Genomic DNA, 16,774 nt, shown 5'->3' with positions numbered 1-16,774 from the left:
CCGGCAGGAGTGCCGACCGCACAGGAATGTGATGCCTGTAACAGTGTAGAAGATATTTAACGCCGGGCGGGACAACTTACCCTGTCTCGCTTGATTCGCCGATCCTGGACCAGACCGCGTCTGGTATCAGGCCGCACTCTCCTGCTGGCGGATCCGCACCATCAGCGCGCCGAGCAGCGCCCAGTCAAGCAGCACGGCGAAGGCAAAGCAGACGCCATGCCGTCCTCCTCCCGCAGTATGCCAGGTCAGCAGCGTCGCCGCGATGGCGATAGCTACGCTCAGTACCGTGGCGACGCTGACCCGCATCCCCGGCAGCGCCGTCCTACCCGCCGCAATGCGCCAGGCGACAGCCGCTCCCGCCCCACCGCACGCCACGCCCGGCAGCAGTGCCGGCCAGTCCTGCCCGCCATACCAGGCCACCAGCGCCAGCAGCCAGCCGGCCGCTGACAGCAGAAAGGCCCAGCGCGTCGCCGCCAGGGGTGAGCGATAAAGCCAGGATTGTCCGCGTGTAAATCCCCACCCGACGCCAAAGGCCACAATCAGCGCCGTCAGCAGACTCAGCGTGCCGGTCACCCCGATAACCGGGGGCATGATTAACAGCAAGGCCCCGGCGGCGATGACCACGCTAAGGGCGATAGCGCGGCCGCGGGGGTCGATCGTTGCCGCGGCTTCCGCGGCGGTGTAGCGGCTTACAACGTGCATAGTTGACTCCTGACAGGCGAAGCTACATGAATTTAATTCATGTCATTGTCTTTACATGCCTGTAGCCTATCGCCACTATATTGCCTTACACAAACGCATAGTTTTCAGCCATAGATGAGAAAAACTCAGCCATGAGACCGCCCCGTCTGCCGCCGCTGGGGGCGCTACGCGCTTTTCATGCCGTCGCCCGCCACCGCAGTTTTAAACAGGCCGCCGAGGCGCTCAGCGTCAGCGCGACGGCGGTCAGCCATCAGATTAAACTGCTGGAGTCGGTGCTGGAGTGCCGGGTCTGCGAACGCAGCGCGCAGGGCGTCAGTCTGACCGCTGATGGCGAGATCCTTTACGCGGCCACCCAACGCGCCTTTAGCGCCCTGGAACAGGCCGTCGTCCAGATCGCTCATGCCCGTCAGCCGCCATCCTTAACCGTCACCACCACCTCCAATTTTCTCACCCACTGGCTGGTGCCGCGGCTGGCGGATTTCACCGCCCGCTTTCCGGCTATCGACCTGCGGCTACACACCAGCGTCGAACGAGTGGATCTGCATCTGGGCACGGTAGACGCCGCGATTCGCTATCGTGAAAAGCCGGAGCCGGACCTGTACTGCACGCTGCTGTATGAGGATCGCTTTATCGTGGTCGCCAGCCCGACTCTGGGCCTCAGCCGGCCTGAAGATCTGCAGCGGGTGACGCTGTTTCACGTTGCCAACCGGCGCGTGCCAGCTGATTCGCCGAGCTGGGAGAACTGGCGTCGGCGCTATGGACCGCCGACGCTGAATATTGATGCGGGGTTAACCTTTAGCGATGAGACCCATGCCCTGCAGGCGGCGGTGGCCGGTCAGGGAGTGGTGATCGCCAGCGAACTGCTGGCGCGGGATCTGCTGCAGCGCGGCGTATTGTCCGCGCCGTTCAGCAACGCATTGCCTGGCGCCCGCTACTACCTGGTCACTACCGAAGCGGTAGCGCAGCGGGCGGATATTATCGCTCTGCGGGAGTGGCTGCTCAGTCAGATGGCGTCGGGCGACGGCGGCCATCCGACTGCGGGATAGCGGGCTTACCAGCCGCAGACGTTGGTCTCTTCATCGGACTCGTAGCCGCGAACGATATTGATCAGATCCTTCACCGCATCAGCCGCGGTGAGTGGGTCGCGCAGCGCCGCCAGCGAGGAAAAGGTTTTATCAACCGAGACGCCGTTATTGTTATTGGTGACCGTCAACAGAAACTCCCCCTCTTCCCTGTCGTCCGGTAACTTGCTCAGCAGGTCATTAACGGCCTCCACCGCCTGCTGTGGAATATACAACACCATTGGTTTGAGAAATATTTTTTCCTGCTTCTGGTGAAGTCGGCCATTCTCTAGCGCTAAGGTATAACCTTTATTTTCACTGGTCATCTCTTGTTATCCCTCGATGAGAATTTTTGGATCAACATAAAAGTCGACATTAAAAACCGTGTCCTCTGAGAGGGCCTCAATACAGTGCCACTTCTCCGGCGGAAAGACGCCAAACTGGCCGGCTTCAATAGTCAGGGTTTCAACGGGCTCGGGGCTGGTTTCATCGGAATAGCCGAGATAGCGGATCGCCCCCTGCATCACCGAGAGACGAGGGTAGACGCCCTGCCGGGTGCCGGCATCCAGATGGCGGCGCCAGATAGAGGCCGGGGCGGTCTCTTTGGTCCACAGCGGCGTGCTGCGGGTGTGAACGTAATGGGTGGGAATAATGATTCGCTGCATGATTGTGCCTCACTTTACCGTCTCAAACGCGACGTTCAGAAATAGCCTATATGATGCATATCATATACCCCTTTTAAACGTTAAGGATATTATTTTGTTGTGGAATTTTACGCCTACTCCATTTTATACCTCGCAGGGATTAGCGCTAAGAGAAAATAAAAAAGGCGATTTCAGGATCCTGAAATCGCCCGGAGAATAAAAATAAACGCGTTAAAAATTTGTTAGCGCAGCGGACTCGGTTTGCCGATTAAATATCCCTGAACCAGGTCACAGCCCAGCGCCTGCAGCGAAGCCAACTGCTCTTCGGTCTCTACACCTTCCGCCACAATGCGCATATGCAGGCTCTTTCCCATGCTGATAATCAGGCGGACGATATCCAGATCGTCTTTTTGCTCCGGAATATTGATGACAAACGAGCGGTCGATTTTAATTTTATCGAACGGGAAGTAGCTTAAACGGGACAGGGAAGAATAGCCGGTACCAAAGTCATCGATGGAGATCTGAATGCCCTGCTCGCGCAGCTGGCTGAGAATTTCCAGCGAACGGGTGTTCTCATTGAATACGTCCGACTCGGTGATCTCCAGATCAAGACGTCGCGGATCGAGGCCGGTCTGATGCAGCACCTCGATAATGGTGTCGGTCAGCGATGTATTCATCAACTGAATTGGTGAAACGTTGACCGAGACCTTTAGCGGCGTCGCCCAGCTGGCCGCTTCGGCACAGGCGGTTTTCAGCACCCATTCGCCTAGGGCATTAATAAGACCGATTTTCTCTGCCACCGGAATAAACACCGTCGGCGGCACGGCGCCGCGCACCGGATGGAACCAGCGAACCAGCGCTTCATAGCCGTAGATTTCGCGCGTGACGGTATCAGCGATCGGCTGATAGTAGACTTTGAATTCGTCATGGGCCAGGGCCTGCAGCAGATCGTCTTCAAACGATTTGTTCTCCTGCAGGCGCTGCAGCATCCCCGGCCGGAAGATTTGCACATGGCCGCTACCCTCTTTTTTCGCCTCATACAGCGCGAGGTCGGCGCACTTGTACAGGTAATCGGTACGGCTTTCACCGTCAGAGATCACGATCCCAATGCAGGCGTCGATATTAATCTGCGCATCGTAGATCTGATAGGGCTGGCTGATCTTCTCCCGGATAACATTGGCCCGCTCAAGGGCCATCTCTTCAGTGAGATCGTAGGAGAGCATCGCAAACTCATCACCGCCAAGGCGATACAGCGTCTCGGAGGTTTTGCGGAAAAAAGAGAGGCGACTGGCCAGATCCTGCAGCAGCTTATCGCCAGCATCATGGCCAAGGGTATCGTTCACATCCTTAAAGCTGTCGAGGTCGAAAAGCATCACCACGGCGCATCCCTTATAGGGACGCACCTGGTTGACGATCTCCTGCAGCCGCTGCCAGAAAGAGAGACGGTTGGGCATACCGGTCAGCGAATCATGGTAGGCATCGTACTGCAGCCGGCGGTTCTGCACCTGCAGCTTCTCTTTCGAGGCCTGCAGATCGTTGGCCAGCGTTTTCATACGAACATGGGCGCGACGCAGATTATTATTCTGTCGGAGCATCAGCAGACCGAGAGTTATACACATGGCGATCAGCAGAATGGAGATCACCGAGTAGATATAATAGAGATGCTGGATTTTATCATGGGTGATATTAACGATATTGATATCTTGCGTCAGGGTGGCGGCGGCCATTGAGGTCAGCGGACCATCCAGCTCGCTTAACACCGGCAGGATCTGTCTGACCTGCTCCGGCGTCATGGTATCAACTTGTTTATCGAGCAAATGAAGATTACGAATCAGCGTCGCAACCACCGTCTTCCGCTGCTCGCTTTTATTGATAAATTTACCCAGATCGCCCTCCTGCAGAAGCTCGATCTGGCTCATCATGATCTCAAGACGCAGGCGCACCTCATCGTGGTCCGCCCCTTCGGCCCCAATCGCCATTCCCGCCAGACGAGACTCCAGCCGCATATATTCCGATACCATCTGCGACATTGACCACGAGTCCGTATAGCGGGTAAATTTTTGCAACTCACTTTGTCGCTCATGCACCAGATAAGTAATATATCCGGTGACAACAAATAACGACAAAATAATAGCCGTGAGTATTCGATTCAAGATCCAACCCTTATTCTATAATCATCTTTGAAACTTGCCAGGCCGATCGGGAATAATAGATCTGGTTCTGTAATTCAGCACTGCTGTCGTAAGGGTAGACAATAAATAACGGGCCTTTATCACGAATGCGCATATATTGACCGTTCATTTTTAACGCCATAATGACCGGGAATTTATAAAAATCATCAATCGGGATAATGGTGGTGTAGTCGTTCAGCGCCAGCACGCGGGCCGATGTGCCTTTCGCGCCGACTAAATCCATGAGTTTATTAAGGGGAATGCCGTCAAAACGAACCTTGCCGGTGTACCAGGGGGTGGTGGTTTCTATCGTCTTCATCCCCAGTTTTTCCAGCATTGCGAGATCAAAAACGGCCTTGTCGCCGACATTCATATTTCCGATTTTTCCGGAAATGGTCAGTACAGGTTTTCCTGTCGGCGCAGGCAGTTTTTCAGCATAAGCAGAAGGCAACATGACAGAACAAAATAAAACTGCAAGAAGTAGACGCATTTTACTCACCATTCCAGAGAGGGAGACACGTTAAGTGTAAACCATTTACGTCGATTCTTAAAAGGTGTCCATCTTTGTTATCTGTTGATTTAATTAAAAGTATAAGCTGGATGGCAAATTGCCAGAATGTTAAGTCCAGGGTGTGATTTCGCCCGCCTTTCCCATCGATTCTTTTTTGCGCCATCTTCCCCGCTTAGCAGGCAAACTACTTTCCTCCACGGCCGCTGCGCGGTAGTCTCAGAGCAGACGCAACGGTAAAAGCGTCTCATTCCAATAACAATGAAGTACGTGACTGACAGGACAGGGTATGGATTCAACAATAAGCGTGCAGCCCGGCGAGGCGCCAGATTCACTACATCGGGCCCGGCGGGCGGCCTGGGGTAGTTTTGCCGGCGCGGTGGTCGACTGGTACGATTTTCTTCTCTATGGCATTACCGCCGCGCTGGTGTTCAACCGCGAATTTTTCCCGCAAATCGGCCCGGCGATGGGAACGCTTGCCGCCTTTGCCACCTTCGGCGTTGGGTTTCTTTTTCGCCCGCTCGGCGGAATTATTTTTGGCCACTTCGGCGATCGCCTCGGGCGGAAACGGATGCTGATGATGACCGTCTGGATGATGGGTATCGCCACTGCCTGCATCGGCCTGCTCCCCTCGTTCAACCAGATCGGCTGGTGGGCGCCGGTGCTGCTGGTGTTCCTGCGAGCGGTTCAGGGATTCGCCGTCGGCGGCGAATGGGGCGGCGCGGCGCTGCTCTCGGTGGAGAATGCCCCACAGGGGAAAAAAGCCTTTTACAGCAGCGGGGTGCAGGTGGGCTACGGCGTCGGCCTCCTGCTCTCTACCGGGCTGGTATCGCTGATTAGCAGCCTGACCAGCGACCAGCAGTTCCTCAGCTGGGGCTGGCGCTTACCGTTCCTGTTCAGCGTGGTGTTGGTCCTTATTGCGCTGTGGATCCGTAACGGCATGGCGGAATCGCAGGAGTTTGAAGCGCAGCAGAGTCAGGACAACGCGCCGCAGATGAAAAAGCGGCTACCGGTAGTGGAAGCGCTGCTTCGCCATCCGGGAGCGTTTTTACTGATTATCGCCCTGCGGCTGTGTGAACTGCTGACGATGTATATCGTCACCGCCTTCGCCCTCAACTACTCCACGCAAAACCTCGGCCTGCCGCGCGAGCTGTTTCTCAACATTGGCCTGCTGGTGGGCGGTCTTAGCTGCCTGACTATCCCCTGTTTCGCCTGGCTGGCAGACCGCTTTGGCCGTCGGCGGATCTATATCACCGGGGCGCTGATCGGCACTTTGAGCGGTTTCCCGTTCTTTATGGCGCTGGAGAGTCAGTCCGTTTTCTGGATCCTGTTCTTCGCCCTGATGCTGGCCAATATCGCCCATGATATGGTGGTCTGCGTCCAGCAGCCGATGTTTACCGAGCTGTTCGGCGCCAGCTATCGCTATAGCGGTGCCGGCGTCGGCTACCAGGTGGCGAGCGTGGTCGGCGGCGGCTTTACCCCGTTTATTGCCGCGGCGCTGGTCACTTTCTCCGGCGGATCGTGGCACAGCGTGGCCCTCTATCTGACCGCAGGATGCCTGCTGTCAGCGCTCACCGCGCTGCTGATGAAAAAGCACCCCGTCGACTGACCCACCAGCGGAGGGCGTAACCCGCGCCCTCCGGTAAGGAGAATACATGTCTCAGTTAACCCTGGCCGACTGCTGGCCTCGCCGTTTTTCCCCCTCTTCGCTGGCGCTGCAGTTTTGCGAGGATCCCACCCAGGCGGAACAGCCGCTGTTTGCCAAAGCCAGCGCCGGCGAGGCCGTCGCCCAGCTCTGGCAGGCGCCGCAGGGATTGGTGGTGCCGGGGAGCTATCGTCAGTTTACGGATCTGCCGGCGGTCAGCGCGCATTTTGCCGTGCGCGGCTGGCCGGTATGGCTTCGCCGCTCCGGCGGCGGTCTGGTGCCCCAGGGGCCGGGCATTATCAACCTTAGCCTCGCCTGGCCGGTGCAGCAGCCGCTCGGCGAAGCCGCCGAACCGATCTATCATTCGCTGTGCGCGGTGCTGCAGCGTACCCTCGCGCGCTTCGGCGTTGCCAGCCACCCCCGGGCGGTAAACGGTTCCTTTTGCGATGGCCGGTATAACCTCGCCTGCGGGGAGGGCGAGGCGGCGCGCAAGATTGTCGGTACCGCCCAGTACTGGCGGCCGCTGACGGCAGGCCGCGGCCACGTGGTGCTGGCCCATGCGGTGATCCTTATTGACGCCGATCTGAGCGCGGCGCATCAGGCGGCGAACGCCTTCGAAGCGCAGCTCGGCAGCGAGCGGGTCTATTGCGCTGACAAGACCGTTACTCTCGCGCAGCTGCTTCCCGGCGAGCGCCATCTGCTGCCCCGCTTTAGCGAGACGCTGGCGCAGGAGCTGGACGCGGCTCGCTGAAGGTCGCTTTCAGGTAGCGGCTGAAGGTTTCCACCGCGCGCGACACGCGCGGAGTATAGGGCCGAATGACGTATAGCCGGTCGGCAAACACCTCCACCGGCTGCCACGCCGGCAGCAGCTCCTGCACCAGCCCGCGGCCAATGGCCTCCCGGGCGCTGAAATCCGGCAACAGCGCCACCCCAAGCCCCGCCAGTACCGCATCACGTAGCGACTCGCTGTTATTGGTGGCGAATGGCCCCTGCACGTTGATGGTCACCCGAGCATCGGGCGACTGACGGGAGGCGAACGTCCACTGCGGGCGCTGTGGCCCACGGGGATAGGTCAGGCACTGGTGGTGGCGCAGATCTTCGGGGGTCTCCGGGCGGCCATGGCGGCGAATATAGTCGGCGGACGCGACGGTAAGCGTCGCGGTGTGACACAGCGGCCAGGCGACGTGGGTATCGGGGAGCGCCTCGCGTCGACAGTGGCGGATGGCGAGATCGAACCCTTCGCTGGCCAGAGAGACCAGCCGGTCGGTGACCTCAAGCTGCAGATGCAGCTGGGGATGCTGATGCAAAAAAGGCGCGATTGCCGGGACCAGCTGCTGGCGGGAAAAGGCCACCGGCGCGGTCAGGCGCAGCGTTCCCCGCAGCGGCCCGCCCTCATCGCAGGCGCCGGTGAAAATATCCCGCAGCTGACCAAACGGCTCGTTGAGCTCCGCCACCAGCCGCAGTCCGTCGTCGCTGAGGCTCACGCTGCGGGTGGTGCGATGGACGAGGGTTTTACCGGTCACCCGCTCCAGCTCGCTGATTTTCTGGCTGATAGCCGACTTGCTGATCCCCAGCTTTTCCGCGGCCCGGGTATAGCTTTTTTGTTCTTCCAGCACCGTCAGCCAGTACAGATGGGGCCAGTAACTCTCCGGACGACTCTCGCTCATGTGATTGTTCACCAGTAAAAACAATGTATTCAACTATAGCGGTTTTTGCCGGCGGCGGCATCGGCTAGCATCTTGTTGAGCCCATCATTATTCCCTAACGATAAGGAGCACCTGCATGCCATTACTGACATTTGACCTGATTGAAGGCCGTACGGAACAGGAGGTCAAAACCCTGCTGGATGCCGCCCATCGCGCCGTGCTGCGCGCCTTCGAGGTACCAGAACGCGACCGTTACCAGATTGTTCATGAAAACAAAGCCCACCATATGGTGATTGAAGATACCGGCCTCGGATTGACCCGCACGCGGGATCTGGTGGTGGTGCGGGTCTATACCAGCCCGCGCAGCGAGGCGCAGAAGCAGCGCTTCTTCGCCATTTTGCAGGAGGAGCTGGCGGAACACTGCGGCCTGAGCGGCGATGATCTGATGGTGTCGATTATCAGTAACCAGAAAGGCGACTGGAGCTTTGGCCGCGGGGTCGCGCAGTATCTTACCGGCGATCTGTAACCCGCAGCCCGCAGTACGCCCTTAGCGGCGGGCTGCCGTCGCGATACGCTGCCGCGCCTGCTGCTCGATATTCTCCAGCAACTCCTGGACATCGTCTTCATCAATGTCGAGGAACTGGCCTTCCAGCAGCGCGGCGTGAATATCTTCCCGGGTGACCGAAATACCCAGCGGCACCGCCCTGGATTTGACCTCCTCCGCCGCCAGCGGATGCGGATAACGGCGGCCAACCAGGTTATTAAACACAATAGCCAGCAGCGCCAGCATCAGCGAGTTGAGGAGCACCGGGGTCAGCACAAAGTGATAGCCTTCGCTGTGCACCCCGGCGCCGCCGAGGATCGCCGTCAGGGCCACCGCGCCGCCGGGGGATGCAGACAGCGCAGAAAATACATCCCGGCGATGGCCAGAGCCGCCGCCAGACCGCAGGCCAGCGCCGCATCGGGACCAGCATACCCACCGTGACGCCGATCAGCGCCGACAGCACGTTGCCGCCGACAATCGACCACGGCTGCGCCAGCGGGCTGCTCGGTACGCCAAACAGGAGTACCGCCGAGGCCCCATCGGGGCAATAAACCACAGATTGACTTCGCCGAGCAGCCAGTGGCTGAACATGCTGGTCACCGCCAGTCCGGTGCCGGCGCCAATGGATCCCAGCACGATATGCCGGCGGGCCACCGGCAGCGCGTGCGGCTTCAGGCGGCCAAGGAAAATCCGCAGCCGTGAAAATATCCCGCAGGAATAACACTCAACATCGCTTCATCGCTCAAATCATAGGAATTACTTATATTTTATTTTCTTTTTTTAACCTTAAATTAACAACCCTGTCTTTCGCAGGGATAGCGCGCGCGGCGATGTCCGACGGCATTGTGCTGTGAATTCTCGCGGGGGCTGATAGAATCCCTTTTCGGTCAGGGGATACCCCTTTTGCGAATTGAAGGTCATAACCCAGTGAATAATAAAATCTCTTTAGCGAAAGAAGTGGCATGGGCCAGCCAGAATATGCCGCGTACCCTGCGTCAGGTCGCCGCGCTGCCCGACCTCAGCGGCGTGCGTCTGGCCTGCTGTATGCACCTCGACATGAAAATGATCCCGCTGGTGCAGGGGATCCTCGACAAGGGCGCTCAGGTCTTTTTAACCACCTGTAACCCCACCACCGTGCAGGACGACGTGGTGGCCTGGCTGGTGGAGCGCGGCGCCGAGGCCTGCGCGTGGCGCAATATGAGCGATGCCGACTGGCAACAGTCATGGGAAAAAGCGATTGCCTGGCAGCCCACTCACCTGTGCGAGATGGGCGCCGATATCACCACCCTGCTCCACCAGCGCGGCGAGTTTGGGAACATCGTGGCGGGTCTGGAAGCCACCGGCTCGGGCGTCAATCGGCTGGGGGATATTCAGCCAGGCTATCCGATCTTTAACTGGGACGATCTGCCGGTCAAAGAGGGGCTGCACAACCGCCATATGGTCGGTCTCACTGCCTGGCACACCTTCTTCCAGACCACTCACCTCACCCTGCATGAGAAAAAAGTGCTGGTGATCGGCTACGGCCTGGTCGGCCAGGGCGTCGCGGCGGCGGCAAAAGCTTTTGGCGGTCAGGTGATGGTGGCGGAGATCGATCCTGCCCGCCGTCTGCAGGCGGCCTACGACGGCTGGCACGTGGTGGACCTCCAGGAGGCTATCGCCTCGGCGGACGTGGTGGCCACGGCGACAGGCGGTAAAAACGTGGTTAATCGCCAGGCGCTGGACCGGGCGAAAGCGGGAGTATTTATCCTTAACGTCGGCCACGTGGCGGAAGAGATCGACGGCGAGTACCTGCGCCAGTACCCCCAGGAAGAGGTGATGCCGTATATCAACGCCTACCGCATGGCCGACAAAACCGTCTATCTGCTGGCCAATGGTTCAATGCTCAATCTGACCGCTGGCTTCGGCGACAGCCTGAACGCCTTTGACGTCACCCTCGCGGTGATGGCCAGCGGCATCCGCCATATTGTCACCGACGGCATGCGCGCCCCGGCGAAGGTTTATCTCCTGCCCCAGGCGGTCTGGCAGCAGGCCCTGTAAACCCGGCGCATCGCCCCCATCGCGGGACGATGCGCTTTACCATCAGGATGACGGCGCGCTATCGGGCAACACAATATTGCTCTGCGCCAGCGTTCCCATCTGGTTGTACATCACGCTGGCGGCATCCAACAGGTGCATCGCCAGCGCGGCGCCGCTGCCCTCTCCCAGGCGCATGTCCATATCGAGATACGGCCGCAGACCCAGCGCGTCGAGGGCGATCTGCGCTCCTTTCTCCGCCGACAGGTGTGAAGGAATAAGATAAGGGTGCGCCGACGGGGCCATGCGGCAGGCGGCCAGGGCAGAGGCATAGGAGAGGAAGCCATCCAGCACCACCGGCAGGCCACAGGAGGCCGCCCCGAGGATCACCCCGGTCATGCCCACCAGATCGTAACCCCCCACCTTCGCCAGGACATCCAGCCCGTCGGCCGGGTTCGGCTGATTATGGGCTATCGCCTGGCGCACCACCGCCACCTTATGGCCCCGCTGCGCCAGCGGCAGATTAGCCCCACAGCCCACCACCGCGTCAGGGTCGCTGCCCGTCAGGACACTGATCGTCGCTGCGGCCGGGGTGGTATTGGCCATTCCCAATTCGCCGACGCCGAAGGCTTTCACCCCGTCGGCAGCGAGCTGGCGGGTGAGATGCATGCTGGCCAGCAGCACCGTCTCCGCCTGCTGGCGGCTCATCGCCGCCGTCCGGGCGATATTCCCGCTACCGCGGGCCACTTTGAGGTTAATCAGGCCCGGCAGCGGGTCGGCATCGATGCCGACATCCACTACCTGCACCCTGGCCCCGGCCTGCGCCGCCAGCACGCAGACGCCGGTGTTGCCCCGCACCATATTGCCGGCATGAATGGCCGTCACCCCCTGCGGCGAAGGGGTCACGCCTTCATGCCAGACGCCATGGTCGGCGCACATGACCACAATCGCTTTCTCCGCCAGCGCCAGCTGCCCCTGCAAGCCAGGCAGACCGGCCAGCTGCACCGCCAGCGTCTCCAGACGGCCAAGGCTGCCGGGCGGCTTTAACAGGCCATCAATATGCTGCTGAGCGCGCGCCATGGCCGCCACATCGGGCTGCGGAATGGCAGCCAGTAACGCCGAAAGTGTTTCCATTCTGTTCCCCACCGTTGGCGTCAGGCCTTACAGCAGCGCCAGTAAAAAGAGTAATTCGCCCAGCTCAATCGCCGCCCCGAGGGTATCCCCGGTCTGCCCGCCGAGGGTTCGCTTCAGCGCCCATCCCAGACCCCAGATCAGCACCAGGGTGATCAGCGCGGCGCGCAGCCCCTGCAGCCCCAGCAGGGCGGTGGCCAGCGCGATCGCCATCGCCATCGTCACCAGCGTCTGCTGCAGGCTAATTTTGCCGATAAACAGATTGCCCAGCCCCTTTTCCCGCGCATAGCGATGACGATACATCAGCAGCACCGCCATCCCGCGACCGACGGCGCAGGCCGCCGCCAGGGCTGCGATGGGGTGGATATCACGCAGCAGCAGCTCGCCAACCACCAGCACTTTCGCCACCAGCACGAAGATCAGCGCCAGCCCGCCGTGAGTGCCCAGCCGGCTGTCGCGCATGATCTCCAGCATCCGATCGCGGGTGCGGGCGGAGAAAATGCCGTCGCAGGTATCAGCCAGCCCGTCAAGATGGAATCCGCCGGTGAGCAGCGCCAGCGCCAGCACGCCGAACAGCGCCGCCAGCGGGACGCCGCACCACGGCTGCAGGAGGAGCGCCACCGCGCCGGCGATGGCGCCGAGCAGTAAACCGACCAGCGGGAAGGTGACGATACTGCGCTGGTACTGTTCGATCTCCAGGCCCTGAGATAACCGCGCCGGGACCGGCAGGCGGCTGATAAACGAGAGTGCAGCAAAGAATGACTTAATCACGTGAGGTTGACTCCTGTCGGCGAAAGCAGCGGAAGAGTTCTGTCGCGCCCGGTCAGCACCTGAGTTTGTCTTCTGGCGAATCGATCGTCGGAGAGGTGAGAGGTGTTGAGATATCGCCCTGACGCCGCTGCGTCAGATGCCCGGCCAGGATGAGAGAAACCTTTCCGATATCAATACGTTTTTCGCGGGCCAGTATAGCAAAGTGTCGGTGAGGAGAGGCAGTTGCCGGAACAAAGTTTTCGCAGAAAAAAGCAGGGAAGAGAGGGAAACGCGGAACAGCCCGGCGACGCTTAACGCCGCCGGACCGGCAGGGTTTAGCCTTCGACTTTGGCTTCGCCCATCACTTTCAGTTTTTTCGAGATGTCGCGGCGCTCTTTAGACAGCTCGGCATTTTTGATGATGTAATCATCAACGCGATCTTCGTAATCGCTCTTCATGCTGGCGATGATGCCCTGGATGGCTTCCACGCTCATGCCCGGTTTGATGTAGTCGCTGAGGTTGTCCAGCAGCAGAACGCGCTTCTGGTTATCACGGATCTTTTTCTCAACGTCCTGAATTTCACGCTGCAGTTTGTTCTTACGACGGTACAGACGAACAAACTCCAGTACGTCCTGGAAAGAAGGCTTAGTTGTTTCCATTTTTACACCCCTAATAATTGAGATTCGGATTCGTAAAGCGACTGCGTTATAGGGCTAACATAACTGCTAGCAGCCGCTGATGACAATGTTTTTTCCTTTGCGTTTATCATAACCCTAAACGCTGCTGAATCGAAACAACCCATGTGGTTACCCGGTGCATCTGATGTTTATTTGCGCAACGCGCGGCAGATCAGATGCGAGAGCAGCTCCAGCTGGCGCGCCAGTTCGATTGAGAGCCAAACATAGCCATGGACCGGGGTTTCCGCCAGGCCGTCATCACCCTGCTCTTTCAGCAGCTGGCGCAGTTCGAGGACGATCTCAGTCAGCTTTTCATTATTGGCGCGCACAGGCTGAGGGTTCCCTTCGTACAGCGCGTGGGCGATGGACAACAGCGTCTGCTGGGTCATCTGCTGCGTCTCCCGCAGGGTGTGCGCATTGAGCATCACGAAGTGACCCGGACGCGTTGCCCACCAGGCGTTGATCTGCAGCTCCAGCATGCAGACGAGGTTGCGGCTGACGGTCTGGATAGCCTCGAAGATCGCCTTCTGGATGTGCGTCTCTTTGCTGGCGGGGGTGATCAGCCCGCGCATTTTAACCACGTCGTTCAGCGCCTGCTGGAGATGCTTTTCCAGCCGCGGTCGATCCACCAGATTTGGCGAGAAGCCGGCCTGGTAGAGGCGGTTAAAGTTGGTGACATAGCTGGCCATCTGGATGCGCCAGTGGATGAACGCCCGCTGCGGCCAGATGCCGGTAAACAGCATCGCCAGCAGCGAGCCGAAGATCACATCGCCGCTTCGCCACAGCGCGGTATGCATATCGCCGGGCGGCGCCCCGACCACCACCGACAGAGTAATGCCGATCAGCAGCGCCTGATAGGGTTTCTTGCCCAGCGCCAGCCAGCCGCAGAGGAACATCGCCGCCGCGCACCAGAGGACCATCAGCGGCAGAGAGATGAGCTCAAGCTTCAGCGCCACCAGACCCAGCGCCGAACCGAGGATCGTGCCGCCGATACGCTGAAACGCCCGCGGCACGACGTTACCCCAGAAGGAGATCGGCCCCATCACCACCACCAGAGTGATGAGAGGCCAGGTTCCCTCAGGCACGTTCAGCAGCCGCACCAGCAAAAAAGTGAGCACAAAGGCCAGCGCAATCCGCACACCATGCACCACCCGATAATGGCGATACAAGCGGATCTCAAATGGCTTGAGTGATTTATCAGCGCGCACAACCCTCTCCGGCAAAACGAAAAGGCCAATTGTAACTGCTTTTTCGCCCGGAGCATGCCGGGAATGTAAAAAACCTTGTCCGGAACAGGGGTAAACTGCTACGACGCGACGCGCTCAACGGGAACATACATGTCGATATCCCAGTAGCCGTCGTGGTTGCCGTCGTTAAGATAGACCTCAAAGCAGGGCTGGGGGGCGATGCGATACGCCGTGCTCTGCTGCAGGCTGTCAAAAAACTGCATCCACGGGGTGGCGAAGTCGTAATCCACCACCCGCGCGCGGGCGCAGGCGTAATCCCCGCCGGCAATCGCCGCCAGGATCACCCCTTCGCTGTTGGCGGGAATGACATAATCCTCATCCACGGTGACCGCCGTCGCGCAGCGCAGTTTTTCCGCCGGCACTTCCTCCGGGTTATCGTAGTAGACGGCCACCCATTCGCGGGCGGGCACCTGGTGGTTCTCAACCCACATCATCAGTTGCTCAAACCCTGCTTGACCGTGTGATCCCAGGGCCCGACCAGATGGAAACCGGCGATGGTTTTCTTGCCGAGGGTGGTAATGCTGTAGTTCATCTTGCCTCCTTTGGAGATAAATTACTGTATGAATATACAGTTAATTTAACAGGAGATCCCCCTCAGTATGTGCGCGAATTCACAGAGTCGCCACCACACTGCTGTAAAAACAGGCGCCCCGCCAGCACGAGCGACAGACGAAAAAAAACCGCCTGCAAAGAGGCGGTTGGCGTGGTTACAGCTCGTGATGCAGGTAATCGCTCATTCGCGAGAACACTCCGCCTTTATTGATGCTTTCGAGGGTGACCAGCGGATAGTGCCCCACCACCTTGTCGCCGTCATACAGTGAAATCTCGCCAACCCGCTGATTGGCGGCGATCGGCGCCTCAAGATCCTTCTTATCCAGCACATATTTCGCTTTAATGCGCGACACTTCCGCCTTCGGCAGGGCTAACCAGAAATCCTGATCGGTGCCGAGCTTAATCTGCTCTTTATCGCCGTACCAGATACGCTCGGTGCCGACCTTCTGCCCCTTCTGCAGCACCTGCACGGTGTCGAAGTTCTGCTGCCCCCAGTGCAGCAGTTTAGCGGCCTGCTGCTCGCGGCCTTTCGGACTGTCCGCCCCCATCACCACGGCGATCAGCCGGCGCTGGCCATCCACCGCCGAGGCGATCAGGTTGAACCCGGCCCCCGAGGTGTGGCCGGTTTTCAGGCCATCGACGTTCATCGTTTTATCCCACAGCAGACCGTTACGGTTTTGCTGGGTGATCCCGTTCCACGTCAGGCTTTTCTGGCTGTACATGTGGTAGACGTCTGGTTCGCCATGAATAATCGCCCGCGAGAGCACCGCGAGGTCATAGGCCGAACTGTGCTGGCCCGGGGCGTCGAGGCCGTGGACTGTTTCGAAATGGGTGTCCCGCAGGTGCAGTTTTTCGACATACTGATTCATCAGGGCGACAAACTGCGGCTGGCCGCCGGCGACATAGTCGGCCAGCGCGACGCAGGCGTCGTTACCGGAGTCGACAATCAGCCCACGGCTGAGGTCGCGAACGCTGACGCGATCCCCTGGCTTTAAGAACATCAGCGATGACCCGTCGAACACCGGGTTGCCCTTCGCCCAGGCGTCTTTACCCACGGTGACGATATCGTCAAAGGTGATACGATGGCTGTCGATGGCGCGATCGACCACGTAGCCGGTCATCAGTTTGGTCAGACTGGCAGGATTGCGCTGCTGATGTTCGTTACCCGCGGTCAGGACCTGACCGGTGGTGTAATCCATCAGCACCCAGGAGCCAGCCTGAATGGAAGGCGGCGCGACCGTAGCAGGTAAGTCGACGGCAAATGCGCAGGAAACGCTCGAAGCGAGCAAAGATACAGCAATAAACAAACGGCCTTTCAACGGCATATCCTCTAGATTTACATATCCGCCGTCCTTTTTACGGAACTTCGCGTTTCATATCAGGGTTTAATTGCAAGAAAATATGACACAGCAGAGGAAGTTGCTTGCCGCGACCCTTCTGATGACCGGGCAAATCGTTTACCATACCGGTCGCACGCCACCAC

16 protein-coding genes and 3 pseudogenes are annotated in these 16,774 nt (G+C 59.2%); 6 read left to right on the top strand and 13 right to left on the bottom strand.

Features of this window, described 5'->3' with window-relative positions; all coding sequences use genetic code 11:
- Window positions 1-126: 126 nt before the first annotated feature.
- Window positions 127-702 (bottom strand): hypothetical protein, encoded by a 576-nt coding sequence (locus LPQ25_RS08620; protein WP_014907253.1) that lies wholly within the window; start codon window positions 700-702, stop codon window positions 127-129.
- 131 nt (window positions 703-833) lie between these two features.
- Between LPQ25_RS08620 and LPQ25_RS08615 the strand changes: the two genes are divergently transcribed.
- Window positions 834-1,748 carry a LysR substrate-binding domain-containing protein gene (locus LPQ25_RS08615; protein ID WP_014907252.1) on the top strand — a complete coding sequence of 305 codons (915 nt, stop codon included), beginning with the start codon at window positions 834-836 and terminating at the stop codon, window positions 1,746-1,748.
- Between the two features lie 5 nt (window positions 1,749-1,753).
- Here LPQ25_RS08615 and LPQ25_RS08610 read toward each other — a convergent pair whose 3' ends face one another.
- Complete coding sequence (locus LPQ25_RS08610) at window positions 1,754-2,089, bottom strand: DUF1869 domain-containing protein (RefSeq protein ID WP_002911862.1); 336 nt, start codon at window positions 2,087-2,089, stop codon at window positions 1,754-1,756.
- Window positions 2,090-2,095: 6 nt separating this feature from the next.
- Window positions 2,096-2,428: a TehB family protein gene (locus tag LPQ25_RS08605; protein WP_048336774.1), complete on the bottom strand. Its 333-nt coding sequence runs from the start codon at window positions 2,426-2,428 to the stop codon at window positions 2,096-2,098.
- 97 nt (window positions 2,429-2,525) lie between these two features.
- Between LPQ25_RS08605 and LPQ25_RS08600 the strand changes: the two are divergent.
- A pseudogene (locus tag LPQ25_RS08600) lies at window positions 2,526-2,653 on the top strand (hypothetical protein).
- Here the strand turns inward: LPQ25_RS08600 and LPQ25_RS08595 are convergent.
- Both LPQ25_RS08595 and LPQ25_RS08590 read right to left on the bottom strand, forming a co-directional pair.
- Complete coding sequence (locus LPQ25_RS08595; RefSeq protein WP_004196289.1) at window positions 2,650-4,560, bottom strand: putative bifunctional diguanylate cyclase/phosphodiesterase; 1,911 nt, start codon at window positions 4,558-4,560, stop codon at window positions 2,650-2,652. The pseudogene LPQ25_RS08600 and the gene LPQ25_RS08595 overlap by 4 nt on opposite strands.
- Window positions 4,561-4,570: 10 nt before the next feature.
- Entirely contained in the window at window positions 4,571-5,068 is a 498-nt protein-coding gene (locus LPQ25_RS08590; protein ID WP_016831857.1) for a putative pterin-binding protein, read from the bottom strand.
- A gap of 307 nt (window positions 5,069-5,375) precedes the next feature.
- On the opposite strand from LPQ25_RS08590, the gene shiA reads away from it, so the two are divergent.
- Together shiA and LPQ25_RS08580 are read left to right on the top strand one after the other, a co-directional pair.
- Window positions 5,376-6,695: a shikimate transporter gene (gene shiA / locus LPQ25_RS08585; RefSeq protein WP_004158843.1), complete on the top strand. Its 1,320-nt coding sequence runs from the start codon at window positions 5,376-5,378 to the stop codon at window positions 6,693-6,695.
- Between the two features lie 46 nt (window positions 6,696-6,741).
- Window positions 6,742-7,482 carry a lipoyl protein ligase domain-containing protein gene (locus LPQ25_RS08580; protein WP_014907249.1) on the top strand — a complete coding sequence of 247 codons (741 nt, stop codon included), beginning with the start codon at window positions 6,742-6,744 and terminating at the stop codon, window positions 7,480-7,482.
- Here LPQ25_RS08580 and LPQ25_RS08575 read toward each other — a convergent pair.
- On the bottom strand, window positions 7,442-8,398 hold the full coding sequence (locus LPQ25_RS08575) for a LysR family transcriptional regulator (protein WP_004180478.1): 957 nt from the start codon (window positions 8,396-8,398) through the stop codon (window positions 7,442-7,444). The genes LPQ25_RS08580 and LPQ25_RS08575 overlap by 41 nt on opposite strands.
- A gap of 115 nt (window positions 8,399-8,513) precedes the next feature.
- Between LPQ25_RS08575 and LPQ25_RS08570 the strand changes: the two genes are divergently transcribed.
- A complete protein-coding gene (locus LPQ25_RS08570; protein WP_004175282.1) occupies window positions 8,514-8,903 on the top strand; it encodes a tautomerase family protein in 390 nt (129 codons plus the stop codon).
- A gap of 21 nt (window positions 8,904-8,924) precedes the next feature.
- Here LPQ25_RS08570 and LPQ25_RS08565 read toward each other — a convergent pair.
- Window positions 8,925-9,652, bottom strand: a pseudogene (locus LPQ25_RS08565) (HPP family protein).
- Between the two features lie 196 nt (window positions 9,653-9,848).
- Between LPQ25_RS08565 and LPQ25_RS08560 the strand changes: the two are divergent.
- Complete coding sequence (locus LPQ25_RS08560; protein WP_004184774.1) at window positions 9,849-10,958, top strand: adenosylhomocysteinase; 1,110 nt, start codon at window positions 9,849-9,851, stop codon at window positions 10,956-10,958.
- Between the two features lie 42 nt (window positions 10,959-11,000).
- Here the strand turns inward: LPQ25_RS08560 and cobT are convergent, their stop codons facing one another.
- The 6 genes and pseudogenes from cobT to dacD form a co-directional block, all read right to left on the bottom strand.
- Window positions 11,001-12,068, bottom strand: coding sequence for a nicotinate-nucleotide--dimethylbenzimidazole phosphoribosyltransferase (cobT, locus tag LPQ25_RS08555; RefSeq protein ID WP_014907248.1), 1,068 nt, complete (start codon window positions 12,066-12,068; stop codon window positions 11,001-11,003).
- 27 nt (window positions 12,069-12,095) lie between these two features.
- A complete protein-coding gene (cobS, locus tag LPQ25_RS08550; protein WP_004180482.1) occupies window positions 12,096-12,836 on the bottom strand; it encodes an adenosylcobinamide-GDP ribazoletransferase in 741 nt (246 codons plus the stop codon).
- Window positions 12,837-13,150: 314 nt separating this feature from the next.
- A complete protein-coding gene (locus tag LPQ25_RS08545; protein WP_002911883.1) occupies window positions 13,151-13,474 on the bottom strand; it encodes a DUF496 family protein in 324 nt (107 codons plus the stop codon).
- Window positions 13,475-13,641: 167 nt separating this feature from the next.
- Complete coding sequence (locus tag LPQ25_RS08540) at window positions 13,642-14,700, bottom strand: FUSC family protein (RefSeq protein ID WP_002911885.1); 1,059 nt, start codon at window positions 14,698-14,700, stop codon at window positions 13,642-13,644.
- 98 nt (window positions 14,701-14,798) lie between these two features.
- Window positions 14,799-15,271 (bottom strand): annotated as a pseudogene (sbmC, locus tag LPQ25_RS08535) (DNA gyrase inhibitor SbmC).
- Between the two features lie 175 nt (window positions 15,272-15,446).
- Complete coding sequence (dacD, locus tag LPQ25_RS08530) at window positions 15,447-16,610, bottom strand: serine-type D-Ala-D-Ala carboxypeptidase DacD (protein WP_004153104.1); 1,164 nt, start codon at window positions 16,608-16,610, stop codon at window positions 15,447-15,449.
- Between the last annotated feature and the right edge of the window lie 164 nt (window positions 16,611-16,774).

This window comes from Klebsiella sp. KPN54798, from assembly GCF_021184225.1.
GTDB classification, from domain to species: Bacteria; Pseudomonadota; Gammaproteobacteria; order Enterobacterales; family Enterobacteriaceae; genus Klebsiella; species Klebsiella pneumoniae.
Note: the sequence above shows the minus strand (reverse complement) of the source record. Positions and strands in the feature narration are given on the sequence as shown.

Bases quoted from the DNA above. Each gene is read 5' to 3' on its own strand.
- shiA (WP_004158843.1), top strand. From the start codon at position 5,376: ATGGATTCAACAATAAGCGTGCAGCCCGGCGAGGCGCCAGATTCACTA.
- LPQ25_RS08545 (WP_002911883.1), bottom strand. From the start codon at position 13,474: ATGGAAACAACTAAGCCTTCTTTCCAGGACGTACTGGAGTTTGTTCGT.
- LPQ25_RS08605 (WP_048336774.1), bottom strand. From the start codon at position 2,428: ATGCAGCGAATCATTATTCCCACCCATTACGTTCACACCCGCAGCACG.
- LPQ25_RS08610 (WP_002911862.1), bottom strand. From the start codon at position 2,089: ATGACCAGTGAAAATAAAGGTTATACCTTAGCGCTAGAGAATGGCCGA.
- LPQ25_RS08615 (WP_014907252.1), top strand. From the start codon at position 834: ATGAGACCGCCCCGTCTGCCGCCGCTGGGGGCGCTACGCGCTTTTCAT.
- cobT (WP_014907248.1), bottom strand. From the start codon at position 12,068: ATGGAAACACTTTCGGCGTTACTGGCTGCCATTCCGCAGCCCGATGTG.
- LPQ25_RS08570 (WP_004175282.1), top strand. From the start codon at position 8,514: ATGCCATTACTGACATTTGACCTGATTGAAGGCCGTACGGAACAGGAG.
- LPQ25_RS08580 (WP_014907249.1), top strand. From the start codon at position 6,742: ATGTCTCAGTTAACCCTGGCCGACTGCTGGCCTCGCCGTTTTTCCCCC.
- LPQ25_RS08575 (WP_004180478.1), bottom strand. From the start codon at position 8,398: ATGAGCGAGAGTCGTCCGGAGAGTTACTGGCCCCATCTGTACTGGCTG.
- LPQ25_RS08590 (WP_016831857.1), bottom strand. From the start codon at position 5,068: ATGCGTCTACTTCTTGCAGTTTTATTTTGTTCTGTCATGTTGCCTTCT.
- LPQ25_RS08620 (WP_014907253.1), bottom strand. From the start codon at position 702: ATGCACGTTGTAAGCCGCTACACCGCCGCGGAAGCCGCGGCAACGATC.